Origin of the sequence: Rheinheimera sp. (assembly GCF_030690345.1) — a bacterium.
Classification (GTDB): domain Bacteria; phylum Pseudomonadota; class Gammaproteobacteria; order Enterobacterales; family Alteromonadaceae; genus Alishewanella.
The window spans coordinates 1,163,126-1,180,783 of the sequence record NZ_JAUYGV010000006.1 but is presented as its reverse complement, the minus strand read 5'-3'; the positions used below and the strand labels follow the sequence as shown (position 1 = coordinate 1,180,783).

Here is a 17,658-nt window from a genome sequence, read left to right as displayed (position 1 = left end):
GCTCCTTAATTAATCAACACCATGGCGCCTTTTACCGTAGTCTGGCCGCTGGCTGATAATTCAGCGCTGGCATTGCCTTTGGCGGTTAGCGCCACTTTGGCCTCTTGCTTAATATTCAGCGCTTCGGCACTGAAGTCGGCTTTGGCCGCCAGCTCAATATTGCCGACCGCCTGCAGGCTGATTTTACCTTTGGCGTTTAAGCTGATGTCTTTCGGGCTGTCGAGTAAAATGCCGCTTTCAGACAGCTCGACCTTATTGCCGTGCTGGTCCTGCAGCAGGATGGTTTTGCTGTCGTCATCCAGCACCGCTTTATTCCCGGCCGGTGTAAACAGGCTGATTTGTTTTTTCTCTTCGTCGTATTCCAGTGTCAGCCCGGTGCGGCTGACAAAGGCTTTAATATTGTTTTCTGCTGCCGGCTCATAGGCCGGTTTGCGTTTGCTGCTGTAAACACTGCCCAAAATCACCGGATAGCAGGGGTCGTTATTCAGATAGCCGAGGATCACCTCATCGCCCACTTCCGGCAGACAAAACTGACCAAAGCCGTCACTGGCATAAAAGCTCAGCAACCGCGCCCACACGCCCTCGCTCTGCGCTTCGAGCAACGGCACTTTTACCTGAATGCGATAAGCGCTGTCCGGGTCGGTATCCAGTTTTATCACTACGCCAATTTGCAAGCCGCTGACACCCGGCAGTACACCGGCGGCCGGCGGCGCGCTGATATCGGCATTTTGTGCAAACCACTGCGCTGACATACCAAAACTAACCTGCGACACCCAGTCGCCTTTGCCAATGCTGTGCCGCACCGCGCTGACATACACCTTGCCGTTAAAGCGCTCGCCTACCCCTTCGACCTCAAGCAACACGCCGGGTTTTAGCAAGGCCGAGCCCTGACATTGCAGCTCGCCGCGAATCCGTGCCAGCGCCGATTTCAGCTGCTGTGCTTTGGCCCAACTGCTTAAACTGTCACTGCTGAGTGGCGCACTGCTTTGCAAACGGAATTCGCTTAACGCCGCCACCCCGGCCAGGGTATCGGCTGCCAGGTTGCCCTGCGCGGTTAGGGGGGTAGTGGACGCTTCGCTGTTTTGTAACTGCTGACTGGCCGGATCCCAACTAACGGTTTTTACCGTACTGAACTGCTGGCTGGCATCAAGGCTGGCGTTAAAGCTGAGTAAGTCATCACCATAAGTTACTTTCAGTACTGCTGCACTGCCCACATCCGGCGGCGCTATGCTAAGTTTGCCATCGCCGGCAGCGACAACCATCCCGTTAACCTCAGCGCGCAGCAGCATAAAATCCCAGTCGGAACAATAATACTGCACCAGCTCAGCATGGCTCTCACCGCTGGCCTTTGCCTCGCAGCTGACACCGTATTTACCGGCCAGTTGCTGCCAGATATCACTGTCGGTCATATTGACAAAGTTCGCGTTGTTACGGCCCAGGCTGGCAGCAAAAATTTTGTCGCGGCACTCAATAAGCAGTTGCGCCTGATTATTTCCTTTTACCGTCAGGCTGTGTTTTACCACTACGCCGCTAAACAGCTGCTGCTCGGTATCGCCATAGCCGGCATTGATCACCAGCACAGCACCCGGTGCCAGTTCCGGCTGATTACTCAGCGGAAAATCCTTATTCGGCATATCGCCGTCGCTGAAAGTTAACAGCGCCTGCGGAATGCGGTTTAATGCTGTGCTTATCTCCACACTGATCACGCTGACACTGTCTGCCAGTGCCGTGCCATCACTTAATATAGTCAGACGAACCGGCCCGTCGGCACCCTGTAACGGAGAGTTAGCCATGCTTACCTCAACGGCGGAAAGTACAGCTGCGTGCCCGGCACAACAACGCTGACACTGTCCAGTTGGTTAAATTCGGCTACCGCCAGGTAGTAACTGCTGTCACGGTAGATGCGGTAACACAGGTTTGGCAAGGTATCGCCGGCTTTTACCAGCACGCGGTGGGTGAGATCCGGTGATTGCCGATCAGCTTTTAACGCCTCCTGTTTATTTGACATATAGCTGCCGAAGTTCAGCTTAATTTTTGCCCGCAGCGGATCACCACCGGGTTTAAACAAGGTGTAATCCACCGTCATACTGCTTAAACGGCCAACAAAGCTGAAACTTTGGCCCCATTGCAGCTTAACGATGCTGGGTTCATGTTTTTCGCCGACATAGTGATACACCACGTTTTTCAGCTGTTTAACCTGTTGGCTAACGTCACCTGCTGAGGCTTGCGGCGGTAGCTGCGGCACAGCGCCGGTGCCATCCAGCACCAACTCAAAGCTGAGTTTTTCCTGTTGATACTGGCTTAGCTTACTTTCAACCGCCGATTTGCCTACCGGTAAAATGCTGCTGTTGTCGGTGTTATAGCTGATACCCAGCTGATGGTTCAGGCTGGCCGGATTAATCATCGCCTGAAACCGGCCTTCACCGCTGGGCTGGCCGTTTTGATCACAACAACTGATACTTAACAGGGTTTTGCTGCCGCTCATCAACGTTGCCTCTGCTCATACTGCGCTTGCTGCACCAGCCGTTGGCATTCCTGCAAAATGTCTTCCTTTAGTTGCCGGATATCTTCTGCCGCTACAGCAGGCGGTGGGGCGGTATCGGCCTGCGGCTCGAGCAGGGTAGCTTTTACAATTAGCCGGGTAACTTCAATGGGCATAATCTCAGCGCTCCTTGTTCACATATTGGTAACTGAACTCCAGCTTTTCTATCGCCACTTCATTTTTGCCGGCATTAAACCCCTCAACCTGCCAGCTAACCGGGTACGCATTAACAAAAGACCAGCTGCGCGCCGGTTGCCCCTTGCTGTCCAGCAGTTCCACCATAATGGTCATCGGGGTAATACTGATATCCACTCCTTGTTCAAACACCTTGATACACCATTGCACCAGCGCTGAATTGTTCGACGCTATACCACGCTTTAACACCAGGTTGCCGTGTTTCACCGCTTTGGGTAACTTATGCACAAAGCGGTTTTCCCCCCCTTCCACCACATCTTCGGTATCCAGCTGCACGCCAATGCCAGACACCTCCTGAAAAGCGGTGTCGGCATTGCCGCCGGTAGCGGCAAACTTAACGCGAAAATAAAACGCCGTTAACGGATAGTCTGAAGCTGCCAACTCACTCATGCGCTGTTACCTGCTACGGGTTATCAATGGTGATACCTTCATGCACAATTTCGATGGTTTCTATTGCCACCTCATTGCCGTCTGACTTCAGATCGGTGCCGGTGATTTTGGTGGGCCAGGCGTTGGTTAAGGTCCACACCATAGTGGTGCCACCGGCTTCATCCAGCAAACTGATGGTAATTGGCAGGCGCTTTATCGTGTTCATCTTGATCTGGCTAAACCAGGCCCAGAATTTGTTATCCGATTTATACACGCCTTTTTTCATCGTTACGTTGCCGGACTTTTTCAGCCCCGGCATCTTGGTAGCAGAAAACACCGGGTTATCACCGGCGCGATATTCAATAATTTGTGCCTCAATATCCAGGCCGGATACTTCCTGAAACGACATTACTTCAGAGTCCCATTTCACCTGGAAATAAAACTTCGGTAAGGGCCATACCGAAGTGGATTGGGTTGAACCGTCATCAGCCATTGTTAAGCTCCTTAATAAGCATGTTCATTATCAATTACTCGCTATTCGGTTAATCAGCCGGTTAATCAGGACTTCTGCATTTGCTGCTGGAAGGTGATTTCAATAAACTCGGCCGGGCGGATCAGCGCTACCATGACCGTAACGCGTAAAATACCTTCGAGAATATCTTCCGATGTCATGGTTTCACCCAGGCCAACACTGACACTGAATGCATCTTCCGGCGACGCACCGGCCAGGCCGCCGCGTTTCCAAATACCGGTAAGGAAGTTACGGATCATGCTTTTAACGGTGACCCAGGTGCTGGCGGTGTTGTTTTCAAACACATAGGCTTTAGTACCAAGCCGGATTGATTCTTCCAGCATAATCATGGTGCGGCGCACACTGATATAACGCCAATCCAGGCTGTTACCGTCCAGGGTACGGGCGCCCCACACCAGGGTACCCTCGCCGATAAAGGTGCGGATAGCATTGACCGATTTACCCTGAGTACTGACGTTTAAATCTTCCTGCTCATCGTGGCTGATATTTACAGCAGGGGATACCACAGCACTTAAGCTGACATTGGCCGGTGCTTTCCACACGCCCTTAGTGTTATCCACCATGGTATAAATACCTGCCATCGCCGCTGCCGGTGGCAGTAAATTCAACATAGCGCGCATTTGGCTGATCAACTGGCTATATAGCGGGCTGATGGCTTTTAAGCTTTTGTGTAACAGCATTTGCTTGGCCACGCGCTCAGCGCTTTCAAGTTTGCTCCAATCGGCACTGACCTCAGCTATTGCGTCCAGTTGCTGCTGCAGTTTCAGTTGCGCGGCTTTATCGGCGGCCGTGGCCGTATCAGGCAGTTTCGGCAGCTCATCCGGCAGGTTGCGCTCTTGTTTCAGCAGTTGCTGCAACAGCTCAGCAGGGGCCAGATTCTGATAACTCAGATCGCGTTCCTGCACTATGCTGGTGTTCAGCCATGGATAATAGGCGGTGGCAAAATCCAGATAATTAATGCCCAGTTTGCCGCGAAAATTGTCGATGCAATCGCCGTCCGGATGCTGGCGTGGTTTATAGCCCTGCCACACATCTAAAATCGCCACGCGGTTACGCATCTTGCCGCCACAGTGCGCCAGCGCGGCCTGCTGCACCGCAATACAGTCGTCTTCTGTCAGCAATACCGCTTCGGGTATCACCAACATGGTCGGTTCCTGCTCTTTAATCAGTTGGTCGATACCGGCCATTAATTTGGCGCCTTCAACGTCATCGCCATAGCTGCCAACCGACACTATATAGCAGGGGCCACCGCCATTTTGATAGAACAGCATCATGGCGTAATACAGCAGATTTTTGCCGCTGTCATGGCTAAACTGATACGATTTGCCGCCAACACTGAAGGTGTTGTCATCCGGCGCTGCAGCTTCGGCCAAGCCAAACATTGGCGTGGGTGCAAAGCCAAAGTAATTGTGAAACTCTGACATTGAACTGATACGCATTGGCTGATTAGTCAGCGATTTATTGCCGTTCAGCGCTTTTTCGGTATAACCGATAAACGCCGGCACTGCCGTAGCCACTTCCACTACTGAATTGGGAAAGGCATTTTTTTCTACGATATAAACGCCAGGCGTTTTCATCTGCCCCATGATTGGATCCTTTCAGGTTAATAGTTAAGGTAAATTTCCGACACGTTGCTCTCTACTCCGTTTACTACCGCTCTGTCGAACTGCCCGGCAGCCGCCACCGGCAGCCGTTTGATCAGAATCTTTTCCGTATTATCTGTGCGGCTCACCAGCGCAAACCGGTAAGGGCTGAACTGTGCCAACATTAACGGCTGGCCGGACTCAAACACCTTAGCGCGGCGGCCGTTTGCCAGCGTAATATCTGCCCGCTGCACAAACTGCTGTTGCTGCGCCATATCGGCGATAGTCAGCGGCGACGCAAAGCTGCTGCCACAGAGGTAATAACGCCAAATACTGTGGCGGCAACCAAATTGCACCGAGTACGCTGCTGCGTTATCCGGCGTAAGGTGTTCAATTGCCGCACGCTTGATATCAAGCGTCAGCACCAGCGCCGGTAACGGCAGGCGTTTAAGCTGTGATAAACCGGCAAGCTCAGGCGCACTAAGCTCTGTCAGCTCAGCACTGCCTAACGTGGCCGCTGCATGTAACCGGCCCGCCGCCTCCGGTTGCAAATCACGATTATTGCAATACAACAACCGGTTTGCCGGTACTGCGGGCGCGCTGTAACTGCCAAACTGCGGATCTGTGCTGTACCAGAGCATATGCAGGGTTAACAGCGGGTCGCAACATGCCGCGGCGATGTCGCGCCGGGCAGTATCCAGCAGCAACAGGCCACCTTGTTTGGTAGGTTTAAACACGAACTGAGCGTTATGCAGCGCGGCGGCCGATTCTGTGGCGATAACCAGGCGGCCCTGCTGTAACAGGCCGTCGCTGAAATACTGATGCCGCAAGGTGATGCTGCAAAGCGTCAGGTAGCTCATGGTTGGTTACCAATTTCACTGGCAGGTTTATGCACTAAGCTGCTTTGGCTGTAGATATCTGCACCGTCAAAACTGACCATGCGTACCTTGTACAACACTGAGGGGAGATACTTACCGCTGAGCATACCCCACAGGCTGCCGGCATCCTGAATGCTGAGGTTTTCCACATCCAGTGCCAGGCGTTCAATCGCAGGGTCCAGCTCAGGTAAATTTTGCTGTGTAAATAACGGGTTGCGCTGAAAAAAACTGATACAAGCTGACAACAGTGTTAACGCATCACTGTAATTGGCACCGTTAAAATTGGCCGCCAGCATTAAATATAAATTCAGGTGCAATGGTGGTGCACTGTTGCTGCTGCGGGCAAAACCGGCGTCAAGCAGCGGCATTTTACTGCGCGAGGCAGTTTCTTTTTCCACGCCAACCAGAAACAAGGCTAATTTATTGTTTACCCGGGTGCAGGCACTGCCGTCGGCCTCATTTAAGTTCGACACCAGTACAATATCTTCGTCCAGTTTAAAATTATGTCGTAAGAAGCGATTAAGCTGCAGCGCCAGTTGCGACAACGTCTTTGCTATCATATTACTTTTTCTTCCTGCCAAACGAACACCACACAGCCATCATGGCTGTGAACGATAATTCAGGGTAACGACTACTGTAAGGTACTTTATTAAGAACCCGGGCTATGCCCTTAGTCTCCAACGGCAGTAAAAACAAATAACAAAAACAAACAACTGATTATTTATACGAGGAGGTATTGCCCAACGCATTTAAAGATAGTGTTTGATCGCAACAATGCAAACATATCGGAAATTTATCAAATAAAATCCACCATCATCGAAATAAAACAGCCGACCAAAGCGTCAAAGCTAACGGCAGCATTGAGTAAAACTGCCGGCTCTGCAACAATAGCCACACTGTTGTTTACGCTATCGGAATACTTAATGCGCGTTGTTTTTTCTCTGTTGCAACTGATGTTATATGCTGTGCCGGCCGGCTTAATGTTGTTAGCGCCGGCCCAGGCGCAATGGCAACGTGAAGCCTTTGACACCCTGGGTACCCGTGCCTATATCGAATTCTGGAGCGAAGACAAGGCCAAAGCCAGGCAATTGATACTGGATGTGCAGGCCGAGTTTGAGCGGATAAATCAGTTAATGAGCCCGTATATTGAAAGCAGCGAGCTTAGCCTGTTAAACCGCAATGCCGCCACAGCCCCGGTAACAGTGTGCAGTGAGTTTTATCAGTTATTGCAACAGGCTAAACAGATTTCGGCTTTGAGTAACGGCGCCTTTGATATTACCTTTGCCTCGGTAGGCTTTTACTATGATTACCGTGCGCGCAAAAAACCTGATGCCGCTCAGTTGCGCCAAGCCCGGCAATACGTGAATTATCAAAGTATTGAGTTACTGGCGGATAATAAAGTGCGCTACAGCCAGCCTGGGGTGAAAATTGATTTAGGCGGCATAGCCAAAGGCTATGCGGTTGAGCGTGGTATCGCCCTGCTGGCACAACAGGGCATTAAGCATGCCCAATTAACCGCCGGCGGCGATAGCCGCCTGCTGGGCGATAAACGCGGCAAGCCCTGGTTGGTGGCAATAAAACACCCGCGTCAGGACGATAAATATGCCGCTCAACTGCCGTTGCAGGACAGTGCGATAAGCACTTCAGGCGACTATGAGCGTTATTTTATTGAAGATGGTGTGCGCTATCACCACATTATCGATCCGAAAACCGGCGTCAGTGCCACCGGCTTACTCAGTGTTACGGTAACCGGCGCTGATACCAGCAAAACTGATGCTTTATCCACTACGTTGTTTGTGTTGGGCCTGCAACAAGGCATGGAGCTGATTGAACGTATTGACGGCTACGACGCTATCTTTATTGATGCCAACCGCAATATGCACTTCTCCAGTGGTCTGACACAATAACAGCGCCGGCATTTAACGCATGCATTAATGCCGCCGTTCAGCTACATTCAGTAACAGGAAATTTAAACCAGCCGGATATTGAATACTATGATGTCTTTATTATGCCGCAGCTGGCTGTTGCTAATGCTGCTGTTGCAGCTGCTATTTCCAACCATAGCAGCAGAGCAATGTACATTACGGATGGCAGCAGAAACCGATTTTCCGCCGCATTTAATTCAACGCGACGGCCAATGGGGCGGCTTAAGTGTTGAGCTGTTACAACGGTTGGCCAGCGAGGTAAATTGCCAGCTCAGTTTTATTAACAGCCCCTGGCTGCGCTCACTGCAGCAAAGCGAAAGCGGTGAGCTGGACGTGCTGAGCCATTTATCCGTCAGCCCGCAGCGTAAAGAGCACTTTGCCTTTATCGGCCCGCATCATATTGAAGCCATTTACCTAATTGGCGATCCCGCTGTACTGCCGGCGCTGAATAACCTGCAACAGCTGACGCAAGATAAAGATTTGGGCTCTATCGCCAGCCTGCACGGTGCTTACTACGGTGAGGAATTCAGCAAGTTAAGCCAACACCCGGCGCTGGCGCGCCAGTTGGTCAGTATCAGCAGCATTCAGGATAAGCTGGCGTTGCTGCGGGCCGGCCGTGTTAATGCCATTTTAGAAGACTTGTCGGTGCTGCATTACTGGCAGCAGCACAGCTATCCGATGGCGGAAAAATACCAGCCACTGTTATTGGTATATGAAAGCCCGGTGTACTTCGGCCTGAGTAAAACGGCGTTGTCAGAGCAGCAAATTCAGCAGTTAACGGCTGCCTGGCATAAGCTGTATCACAACGGTGAACTGGCTGCGATTTACCGCAAATATCAGCTGGACCCGGCGCGGCTGCTCCCTGATGCGCTTGTCGATTAAACCACTGCGTTGTCAGTCCGGCGCTGCCGCTTGAGGTAGAAGAGAACCTGGCTGTGGCAGGCTGAAGCGGTAATCGGCCAGCTGATACCTGGCCACAATACGCTGCAGGCTGCCATCCTGATAACGTTTGTACCAGGCAGCGGCCAGCTGTTGCAATTGCGCAGCGGTCAGGGTTTTGCGGTTAAAACCGAAATACACCAGGCTTTCATACACTTTAAACAGCGGCTGATATTGCTCTGCCGGCAAGGTTGCAGCCTGCTTCCAGTAATGAAACGCGGTAATATCCTCCAGCAAGCCATGCACGCGGCCGTTGAGTAACAGCGCCAGCTTATCTTCGTTACCGCGGATAAACACAAATAATGAGCGGTTGTTGGCGTCATTTAAAATGCTGTCCAGCTCATCGCCGTAATAGGCACCGTTTAGCAGTGCAATAATGCCTGTGCTACCCTGGCGTCTTAATTGGCTGATGTCAGTCAACCCGGCAAAGGCCTCAGCGGAACCTACCAGATAAATGCTTTCTAACTGGTGCGGGCCGATAAAGGCAAATTGAGCACTGCGTTCGGTGTTGTAGGTTAGGTGGCTGAGTACATCCAGTTCGCCCTGCTCTATCAGCTTTAATGAGCGCAGCCAGGGGCTGTGAATAAACTCCAGCTCACAACCTATATCCTGCACCAGCAGTTGCAGCAGCTCGACATTTAAGCCACGCCAACTGTCACCCTGCTGCACTATATAAGGCGGAAAGCTGGTTTCTATGCCCATCCGTAAGTTACAACTGTAACCGGGAAAACTGCTTAGCAGGCAAAGTAACCACACTACGCTGTATTTCATAAGGCCTCCGCTACAGCGAAACAACTGTTTACACTATATACGCCCAATTAAGGCTCTGCCGCTAAATTATCGGCGCAAAGGCCGTTAACCTGTCAACGCTGGCGGCATTACCCAAACCATGAAACGGCGCCACTTCGCTAAGCCGGCCTTGCTCACCGTGTAAGGCCAGATAATTCAGCATTACGGTTTGCACCAGTAAGTTGACATTATTGGCCGCGATAGACGAGCCGGTTTCGACTGAGGCATCCGGTCGCATAAAACCAATTTGTTGATGCCGTGCTTGTTCTGCCGGCGTGCCACCGAGTAAAGACGGCCTGCCGTTCGGGCTGTACACCAACATAAAAGAGGCTGCAGTGGAGGAATTATCGCCGGTCCACTCGCCTTTACCGCGGCCAAATTCCGAGTCATCAATACGGCCGTTACTGGCCACCGAGCCGTCGCTGTATACGTATATCATCAGCGGCTGGTTCATCCGCGCAGCATACTCCAGACAGGCGCCAATACAGCGGCCGGCGCGTAAATCACGCAGCTCACCGGTACCGCGCTCGCCGGTATGGTAGTCATAGCCACCAATGGTGATGGAGCCGGCACCGGCAAAGCCGTTTACTACCAGCTTCATTACCGATGCGGTTTTACGAAACTCAGCGTCGGCATTAAATTCGTCCGCAGTGAAAATGCCGGCCGCACCGACAATATCCGGATCTGCGGCCGGGTCCAGTGTCGCAGGGTTGCCGAAGCGATCTGCCAGATCGGCACTTTTCACGTAGCCGCAGCGGATCAGCTCTTTAATTACCGCATCACGGCTGATATTGGTATTCACGCGGCCCAGTTTGCTGTCGCTGATGCGCTGCACCGATTCCATTACCGCCACCGCATCATTCTGATTTAATAAACTGAATAAATCGCCCACATCCACCAAACCGGTGACATCAGATGGCCGGTCAATTTTGGTGGGCCTAAGCTCAGCATTATAAAACTCCATTGGCATCATGGAATTAGCGCCGGAGTCAGAGTTACGGGAACCAATCAGCGGCATTAACGAGCCGCTGGCACCAGCTTTGGCAATGGCATACATCGGGTTATGCGGGTTATTGCCGGTATCGTTTTCTGACCGCGACGGCAATACAGCGCCGTTAGTCATGGCCTGGGTGGCCATAGTGGTGCGCTCTAAAATACCGGCCAGCATTTGCGAGTCGCTGTGAAACGCCAACCCCAACTGATCGTTAACAAAGCCACCGGCCGGATTGGCGGCATTTACCGCGGTCGGCACCATATCGGCCGGTAAACCCAGCTTGCTATAACCCTGCACCGATAAAAAGTCCAGTTGACCACCGGCACCGCCCACCAGCACATTGGAGCCGGCAATATTGGCGCCACCGGCTAAATCAAAGCAAATGAACGGAATTTTACCGGCGCCCTGCACATTAATACCGCACAGCTGCTTTAACGCTTCCAGATCCGGCGACAACTGGGCATAGGCTTTGTTGGGATTAGCAAACAGGCCAAATACCGAGCCGCTGGTCAGCACTGCTGCACCATAGCCCATACCGCAGGCGATAAAATCACGCCGGCTTACCGGCTTGCTGTGGCAGGCGTGAAACAGCGGGCTGTCCGGGTGCAAAGGTGTTTTACGTTTCATAACTTTTCTCCTACTGCACCAGCAGTTCAGCACTGGCCAGTACCGCAGTACAGGCCGCTTTGGCAATGGTTGTACTGCGGTCGGCGCTGCAGGCCCCGCCACAGTTACTTAACCGCGTAATCAGCGCGTCAAGCTCCGTCTCGACATCAGCGCGCAGCGCCGACGTTTGCGGCGACAACGGCATTAGCTGATCCAGCAACGGCTGCATAAACAACGGCCGGTTAGCCAGGCTATAGGTAGTTGCCGGGCCGGTACTGAAATCCACCGCAGGGAACCAGCTCTGGCGGATGTTGTTATCGCTTATCGCTGCATTGCAATAGGCAATCGCCAACTGGGTAATGCCCATTTGCTGCGCCGAGACAAAGGTGTCGATATTATCGGCAGCCGGTAACTGGCGCTGGATGGTTTGATATACCGCAGACACCGCACTTTGTTGCTGCGCCACCCCGGTTAATGCACTCATGCCGGCATGAATTTCAGCAAAGGTACGCAAGCCGATATCACTGCTTTCATCACCGGTGGCAATAATTTGCTGCACCGGCACACTGATACCGCTGCGCACGTTTTCAAATTCACCAATACGGCCGAAGGATAAGAAAAACTCGTCCGCGCCGGCGCCCAGCTCAGTGCCGATAATAGTGCCCTGCGTCGACAACACCGCCCCCTCTGTTAACGCAGTACCGCCAGCCAGGCTAAACTGCTGTTTTAACCAGGCCTGACCGGTAACCACTTCTTTACCGTTCATACCCAGTGCCATACCGCTTATCAGCAGGTCTTGCGGCAAGCTGCGCCCCTCCAGATTCACCAGATAAGGTGCATTAAACAGGTAGGAATAGCTGTCAAACTGCGCTACTTCAAACACGATATAGCTGTCGGCCAGGTTAATCAGCTCGCCGACACCAAACAGCAGGTAGAACTTCTGACCGACGCCAATCTCATAATTCTGCTGAATTTGTGCCGCACTCAGCGCCTTATTATGCACCGCCAGCAGCCGCACTGTGCCCTGCCACTGCCGGTTACCGTTGGCCTCGTTACCAACAATCAGCGCATAGCTGCTGTCCCAGTTGCGGATAGCATCAGCCGGCTGGCGCACGCCGGTGTCCTGACCATTAACATAGATACGCTTGCCGTTTACCGGGTCCTGCGTCAGCACTACATGCTGTAACGTAGCTTGCAACACTTCATCCGCATCCGCGGTACTCAGGGCCGGTAAGCCGGCAAAATCGGCACTGTCTGAGCGCAGTAAAAAGTCGTAGTTATACTGGCTTTGTCCCAGCGTAAAATTACGCTCACTGCTGCTACCGGCGTAGCTGACAATAGCCGCAGGGCCTTCCTGTACCACATTGGCCGGCACTACCCAGGCTTCGATACTCATCTCGCCGGTGGCACTGATCAACTGCGCCAACTTGGCACTGTTTTGCGTACTGGCCTGCGCCCGGCCACTGTTAATTTGCAGGCCCCAGCCGGTTACCCAGCTGATATCACCCTGCAGGCTTAAATTCGCTGCCGGCTCTACGCCGGAAGTATCATAAGCAATAACGCCCTCGCCGGTTTTAAACTGGTAAAAGGCAATCTGGTTGGCTTCAAAACGCCCGCCACTGGAGGCAACAATACCATCTTCCAACCGCAGTGCTTTAGACGGCACCAGCGCAGGGTCAAGCGCGCTCAGCTCAACGTTGTCGGCTATTTGTCTGATAGCGGCCAGCATGTCGGCCGCATCATCATCACAGTTGGACCAGCAGTTATGAAACTCACCACCAAGCCTGGCAACAAAGCGCGATAATTGCGGATTATCAAGGTTAATCAGCTTACGGCTGGCTTCATAGGCCGCCGCCAGGTCGCTGTCGGCAAAAAACGGCGACTGTGTTTGCGGCGCATCGGGCGCATGGCAATTGACACAATACTGGCGTAACAGCGGATACACGCTGTTGCTAAATAGTGCCGGGTCTTGTGGCAGCACCTTGCTGCTGCCGGGTTCACGCACCGGCGGTGCCACTAATGCTACCGTGGCGCTTTCGGTATCGCTGCTGTTGGCCCAGTTGCGCAGCCACTGCGCCATGGTATCGGCACAGGCTGTATCGCTGGCCAGCCAACAGTTATGTCCGCCGGCCAACTTGGTTACTAATAACGACTGCGCCGGGTCGGCCAGGTTAACCAGCGGTACGGCGGCAGCATAAGCCTGATTAATATCGTCATTACGGGCAAAATAAGGCGCGGTATTGCTTTGCACATGGCAGGCACCACAGCGGTTTGCACTGGCAATGTTGTCCCACAAGGTGAGTTTAAACAGCTGAATATCATCAGTTTGCGGTGCAGGCCCAGTGTAGTTGGTGTTGTCTTCCTGAACCGGTGGCGGCGGATTTTGTTCTACCTCTGCACCGCCACAACCGGCCAATACCAGGCTCAGCGCCAGCATAGGGAGTAAAAATAACTTCATCACTAATCTCCCATACAATAAGTAGCAGTGTCAGCAAATACCTGCTTCAGCAGATAACCACCGGTGCGGAAAGTGTCGGTAATACTGTGCAGGGTATTCACATCAGCCAGGCTTTGCGGCTCACGCAAACATACGGTGCGGAACACTTTTTTAACCTGACATTGGGCAAAGGCCGTGCTGTTAGCCAGCTCTTCGCCGAGGCTTTTGGCGCCGTTACCACTGCCCGGTAAACTGTTATCCCAGCCCAAAGACTGGTTTTGGCCTTCACGCCAGTAGTTGCTCCAGCTGTCATCCGGGGTGCGAAAACCATAGGGGAAACTGCCGGCATTAATATGGTATTTCGGTTGCACGCGGCTTTGCGTTATGTCGTTTTGCGTGCCGCTTTGCTGATAAAAAATCCGGCCGTTACTGCCGTCTTCATCAGTAAACTGATAGTCGTAATAGGCAAACGCCTGCGCCAGCGGGTCCATGCCGGCATGACAGCCAACACAGCGGTTATTAAAAATACGGCTGTCGCCGCCCGGGCTGCGGCTGACATCCTGGCGAATGCGGTCGGTTGGCCGGGTAATATCCTGCAGCGGCTCTAAATCCGTACACAGCTGATTCATCAGCGTAAAACGGAACATGGCCCGGTTGGTACCCAGATAAAAAAACGCTTTGGCGGCGGCGCGGCTGGTCATAATCCCGGCGGCGGCATCAGCTGGAATACCGTTTAGTGTGCTTTGCGCCCTGGGCTCTAAATGCTGAGCTAAATCTACCGCCTGGCGCTCCAGTGCCAGATAATGTTCATTGTCGTTACTGTTATAAGGCGGTAAGCCGAGGCTGTCAGCACCGACATACAAAATATCGGTTTGCAATAACTGGCGAAAATCGACGTCATCCCGTACCAGGCCAATTACCGTTGCGCTGTAGTCATTCAGCGGCTCAAACACATCCTGGTCGCGGTTAGTGGCCGCAGCGGCAAACAACTTTAATGTAGTGCGGTAAAAATCCGGGTGCTGCATTGCCAGCTCTGCCGCTGCCGTGGCATTGCCGTTATCAATCAGCGTTTGCATCTGACTTAGGGTTGCCGCATCGGCCGGTACGCCGGCGATACGGTCGTGCAGCCGCTTGGCCTGCTCTAACGAGCCGGCCTGTGCGGTGGCGCCAAACAGCAGCAGGCTGCCAAGCGCCAGCAAAGTGGCATAAGGTAAATAACGCATTTTTATCACCTCCGGCTGTTATCAGCCCGGTAAAAACTCCACCGTCCACTGCGAACGGGTTAAGGCTACTGCCTCGGCACCAAAATTGACTGAGCGTAAGCGTAGCGTTAATTGCCGCTCCAGCTTGCTGTCGTTCAGCTCACTTTGCACTATGTTGACTTCGGCCAAACTGCCGTCCGGACGGATCACTAACTCAAATACCACTTTGCCCTTCAGCAACGGATTGGCACGCAGCGCCCGGCTGTACAGCGTATATAAACTGCTTTTATTCGCCTCCAGTACACGACGGATAGTCGCCTCTGAACGCCCCTGCGGACCACCGCTGCTATCGGCTGCGCTGCGGTTTTGTTGCTGCGCCGGCGCGTTGGCAGATAAGCCCTTGAGCTCTGTTTCAGCTAAACGAGTACTGCCGATATCGGCCAATTCAGAACGGGCAATATCACCGGCCACGGCGGCAGCTTCAGCACTGGCAAAGCTTTTGGCGGCTTCGTTGCGCAGCAACTTACGCTCTACCTGTGTGGCTTGCTGCTCGCCGCGGCTTTTTACCTGCGGCGCGCTGTTATTTAACTGAAAGCTTTGCCGCAGCGCCGCCAAATCATCGCGCATTGCCATTAGGCCGGCTTGCTCGGCTTGCTGGCGTGCCTGTTGCGGATCAGGTTTAACCTGCTCCGGTGTTGCCTCTACCGGCTCAGTTGCCGGTTCCGGCTTCACCGGCTCAACTACCTGTTCAGGCACCGGCTCGGGTTCAGGCGGTGGCGGTGCTTTGCGCTCTTCCAGCATCACCCGCGCTAACTGCGGCGGCAATTGTTCCTGCAGCTGGCGGCTACGTTCCGGCACGGTCAGGGCCGGTATGAGTACAGCAAACAGCAGCCATAACAGAAAACCCAGCCATAACAGACGGTAAAAACGTTTATCTTCAAACTGCTGCGTTTCAAAGGTAGCCATGGTCAGCGTTGTCATGGTGCCTCCGCCACAGTCGCCGCCGGCATGGTCTCTACTGCCAGCGATAAATCGCGATACTCGGTGGCCGCGCAGATCGCCATCAATTGCCGCAGCAGCGCATACGGCGTGGCGGCATCGCCCAGTATGGTAAGGGCACGGCCATTTTGCTGTTGTGCTTCAGGCAAGGGCCCGGCGCGGCCGGACAGATAATTCAGTTCTGTTGTCAGCGCGGCGGTAAGATCGGCTAACCACAGGTTACTGTCTTGCTGCCAGTCGCCCTGCCATACCGGTTTGCCTTGCACTAGTATGCCGTTGGCGGTAATGGTTAACATCACTTTCTCGCCGGGTAGCTGCTCCGACACCGAGCGCGGTAAGCTGATATCTTTGTTGCTTTGCAACACTTTAACTTCAGACTGGTTCACCATTAAAAAGAACACCAGGATGGTAAAAATATCCATCAGTGCCACCAGGTTCAGTTTACTGCCCTGCGCCAGGCGCTGGTTTTGCCGCTCCAGCCGTTTGGCACGAAATGACATCTTCATTCTGTACCCTCCGCTGATGGCAACTGACCAAGCGAAATTTGCGGGAACAGTTCGGCATCCACCACCTGCGCCGCCACTACGGCTTTAAATGAACGCACGGTATCCATAGCGGTAACCAACGTTTGGTAATCCAGCTCGTCCGGTGCCAGAATGCTGATGTCCTGTTTTTCAATCTGCTGTTGCTGAAATGTCAGCTTCAAGTCCTGCAGATACAGGCTTAGTGCGGCAAAATCCAGCTTGCCCTGCTCTGTCAGCTCAAATACCCGCAGCGGCTCGCCGGCCGGATAATTCAGCCGCAAGCGGTTGGCATGAATTTCCAACTCCAGTTGCTGCGGTTGTTGTTGTTCTTGCTGCAATTGCTGTTCGCTTAACGGCGGCAGCTGAATATTCAGCACGCGAATTTGCGCGAACACCAGGCTGAGCAGCAATACCGGTACCAGCACGATCATCAGGTTCATAAAGGACGTGATATCAAGCTCGGCATCGGCAAGGGGTGCTTTACGCCTTTTTATCATCCGCGCCACCATCAGTTTGTTTGGCAATACTGTTCATCAGCTTAATGCCGACCATTTCCATGGTATCAATAATACTGGCCGTTTTACCCTGCAGTAAGGCATGAACAAAGACCAGCGGAATAGCGGTGATCAAACCAAAGGCGGTGGTGTTCATCGCGACCGAAATACTTGATGACAGCAAGCTGGCTTTTTCCGACGGGTCGGCGTTGGCTACTGCCGAGAACGCCGCAATCAGGCCCATAATAGTGCCCAGCAAGCCGAGCAAAGTCGCCACGTTAGCTAAAGTGGCTAAAAACGGCGTACGTTTTTGCAGCCGCAGGCTGTATTCCAGCACCACTTCTTCCATGGCATATTCCATATCTTCACGCCGTGACGACGAACGCAGCCGGTTTACGCCGCTGGCCAACATCGTCAGTAACGGCGCGGCACTATTGGCCGCCAGCTGCAGAATACGCGCCGTGTCGGCCTGGCCCACTGCGCTGTGCACCTGCGCCATGGCGCGTTGGTTTACCCCATACACGCTGCGTAAAAACCACCAGCGTTCAACGGCAATCACTATGCCAAGCACCAGGATAAACGCGATGGGGTAAATAAACACACCGCCTTCCTGTAAAAACCGAACTATGCCGTTTAAAAAGTCCATGAAA

General features: G+C 53.1%; 18 protein-coding genes. 2 read left to right on the top strand and 16 right to left on the bottom strand.

Translation table 11 applies throughout. The annotated features are described in order from the left end of the window. Positions 1-5: 5 nt before the first annotated feature. From vgrG to Q8O77_RS09905, 8 genes are all read right to left on the bottom strand, one after another. Positions 6-1,793 (bottom strand): type VI secretion system tip protein VgrG, encoded by a 1,788-nt coding sequence (gene vgrG / locus Q8O77_RS09940; RefSeq protein ID WP_305552713.1) that lies wholly within the window; start codon positions 1,791-1,793, stop codon positions 6-8. 2 nt (positions 1,794-1,795) lie between these two features. After that, a complete protein-coding gene (locus Q8O77_RS09935) occupies positions 1,796-2,485 on the bottom strand; it encodes a peptidoglycan-binding protein (RefSeq protein WP_305552712.1) in 690 nt (229 codons plus the stop codon). Next, positions 2,485-2,658, bottom strand: a complete 174-nt coding sequence (locus Q8O77_RS09930) for a DUF5908 family protein (protein WP_305552711.1) — start codon at positions 2,656-2,658, stop codon at positions 2,485-2,487. Before Q8O77_RS09930 ends, Q8O77_RS09935 begins: the two co-directional genes overlap by 1 nt. A gap of 4 nt (positions 2,659-2,662) precedes the next feature. Continuing rightward, positions 2,663-3,127, bottom strand: coding sequence for a phage tail protein (locus Q8O77_RS09925; protein ID WP_305552710.1), 465 nt, complete (start codon positions 3,125-3,127; stop codon positions 2,663-2,665). Positions 3,128-3,140: 13 nt separating this feature from the next. Then, positions 3,141-3,599, bottom strand: a complete 459-nt coding sequence (locus tag Q8O77_RS09920) for a phage tail protein (RefSeq protein WP_305552709.1) — start codon at positions 3,597-3,599, stop codon at positions 3,141-3,143. A 65-nt stretch (positions 3,600-3,664) separates the two neighbouring features. After that, positions 3,665-5,224: a phage tail sheath C-terminal domain-containing protein gene (locus Q8O77_RS09915; RefSeq protein ID WP_305552708.1), complete on the bottom strand. Its 1,560-nt coding sequence runs from the start codon at positions 5,222-5,224 to the stop codon at positions 3,665-3,667. 17 nt (positions 5,225-5,241) lie between these two features. After that, on the bottom strand, positions 5,242-6,081 hold the full coding sequence (locus Q8O77_RS09910; protein WP_305552707.1) for a hypothetical protein: 840 nt from the start codon (positions 6,079-6,081) through the stop codon (positions 5,242-5,244). Continuing rightward, the gene (locus Q8O77_RS09905; RefSeq protein WP_305552706.1) at positions 6,078-6,659 is read right to left on the bottom strand and encodes a DUF4255 domain-containing protein; all 582 of its coding nucleotides are present in this window, start codon (positions 6,657-6,659) and stop codon (positions 6,078-6,080) included. Before Q8O77_RS09905 ends, Q8O77_RS09910 begins: the two co-directional genes overlap by 4 nt. Before the next feature lie 363 nt (positions 6,660-7,022). On the opposite strand from Q8O77_RS09905, the gene Q8O77_RS09900 reads away from it, so the two are divergent. Together Q8O77_RS09900 and Q8O77_RS09895 are read left to right on the top strand one after the other, a co-directional pair. After that, a complete protein-coding gene (locus tag Q8O77_RS09900) occupies positions 7,023-8,006 on the top strand; it encodes an FAD:protein FMN transferase (RefSeq protein WP_305552705.1) in 984 nt (327 codons plus the stop codon). 87 nt (positions 8,007-8,093) lie between these two features. Then, positions 8,094-8,906, top strand: coding sequence for an ABC transporter substrate-binding protein (locus Q8O77_RS09895; RefSeq protein WP_305552704.1), 813 nt, complete (start codon positions 8,094-8,096; stop codon positions 8,904-8,906). A 12-nt stretch (positions 8,907-8,918) separates the two neighbouring features. On the opposite strand, the gene Q8O77_RS09890 is transcribed toward Q8O77_RS09895, so the two are convergent. The 8 genes from Q8O77_RS09890 to Q8O77_RS09855 form a co-directional block, all read right to left on the bottom strand. After that, positions 8,919-9,734 (bottom strand): ABC transporter substrate-binding protein, encoded by an 816-nt coding sequence (locus Q8O77_RS09890; RefSeq protein WP_305552703.1) that lies wholly within the window; start codon positions 9,732-9,734, stop codon positions 8,919-8,921. Positions 9,735-9,795: 61 nt separating this feature from the next. Then, complete coding sequence (locus Q8O77_RS09885; RefSeq protein ID WP_305552702.1) at positions 9,796-11,373, bottom strand: hypothetical protein; 1,578 nt, start codon at positions 11,371-11,373, stop codon at positions 9,796-9,798. Between the two features lie 10 nt (positions 11,374-11,383). Further along, a complete protein-coding gene (locus tag Q8O77_RS09880) occupies positions 11,384-13,810 on the bottom strand; it encodes a LamG domain-containing protein (protein WP_305552701.1) in 2,427 nt (808 codons plus the stop codon). A gap of 2 nt (positions 13,811-13,812) precedes the next feature. After that, the gene (locus Q8O77_RS09875) at positions 13,813-15,012 is read right to left on the bottom strand and encodes a hypothetical protein (protein WP_305552700.1); all 1,200 of its coding nucleotides are present in this window, start codon (positions 15,010-15,012) and stop codon (positions 13,813-13,815) included. 21 nt (positions 15,013-15,033) lie between these two features. Beyond that, on the bottom strand, positions 15,034-15,972 hold the full coding sequence (locus Q8O77_RS09870; protein ID WP_305552699.1) for an AgmX/PglI C-terminal domain-containing protein: 939 nt from the start codon (positions 15,970-15,972) through the stop codon (positions 15,034-15,036). Next, positions 15,969-16,496, bottom strand: coding sequence for a biopolymer transporter ExbD (locus Q8O77_RS09865; RefSeq protein ID WP_305552698.1), 528 nt, complete (start codon positions 16,494-16,496; stop codon positions 15,969-15,971). Before Q8O77_RS09865 ends, Q8O77_RS09870 begins: the two co-directional genes overlap by 4 nt. Further along, positions 16,493-17,011 (bottom strand): biopolymer transporter ExbD, encoded by a 519-nt coding sequence (locus Q8O77_RS09860; protein ID WP_305552697.1) that lies wholly within the window; start codon positions 17,009-17,011, stop codon positions 16,493-16,495. Before Q8O77_RS09860 ends, Q8O77_RS09865 begins: the two co-directional genes overlap by 4 nt. Then, on the bottom strand, positions 16,995-17,654 hold the full coding sequence (locus Q8O77_RS09855; RefSeq protein WP_305552696.1) for a MotA/TolQ/ExbB proton channel family protein: 660 nt from the start codon (positions 17,652-17,654) through the stop codon (positions 16,995-16,997). Before Q8O77_RS09855 ends, Q8O77_RS09860 begins: the two co-directional genes overlap by 17 nt. Positions 17,655-17,658: the final 4 nt, after the last annotated feature.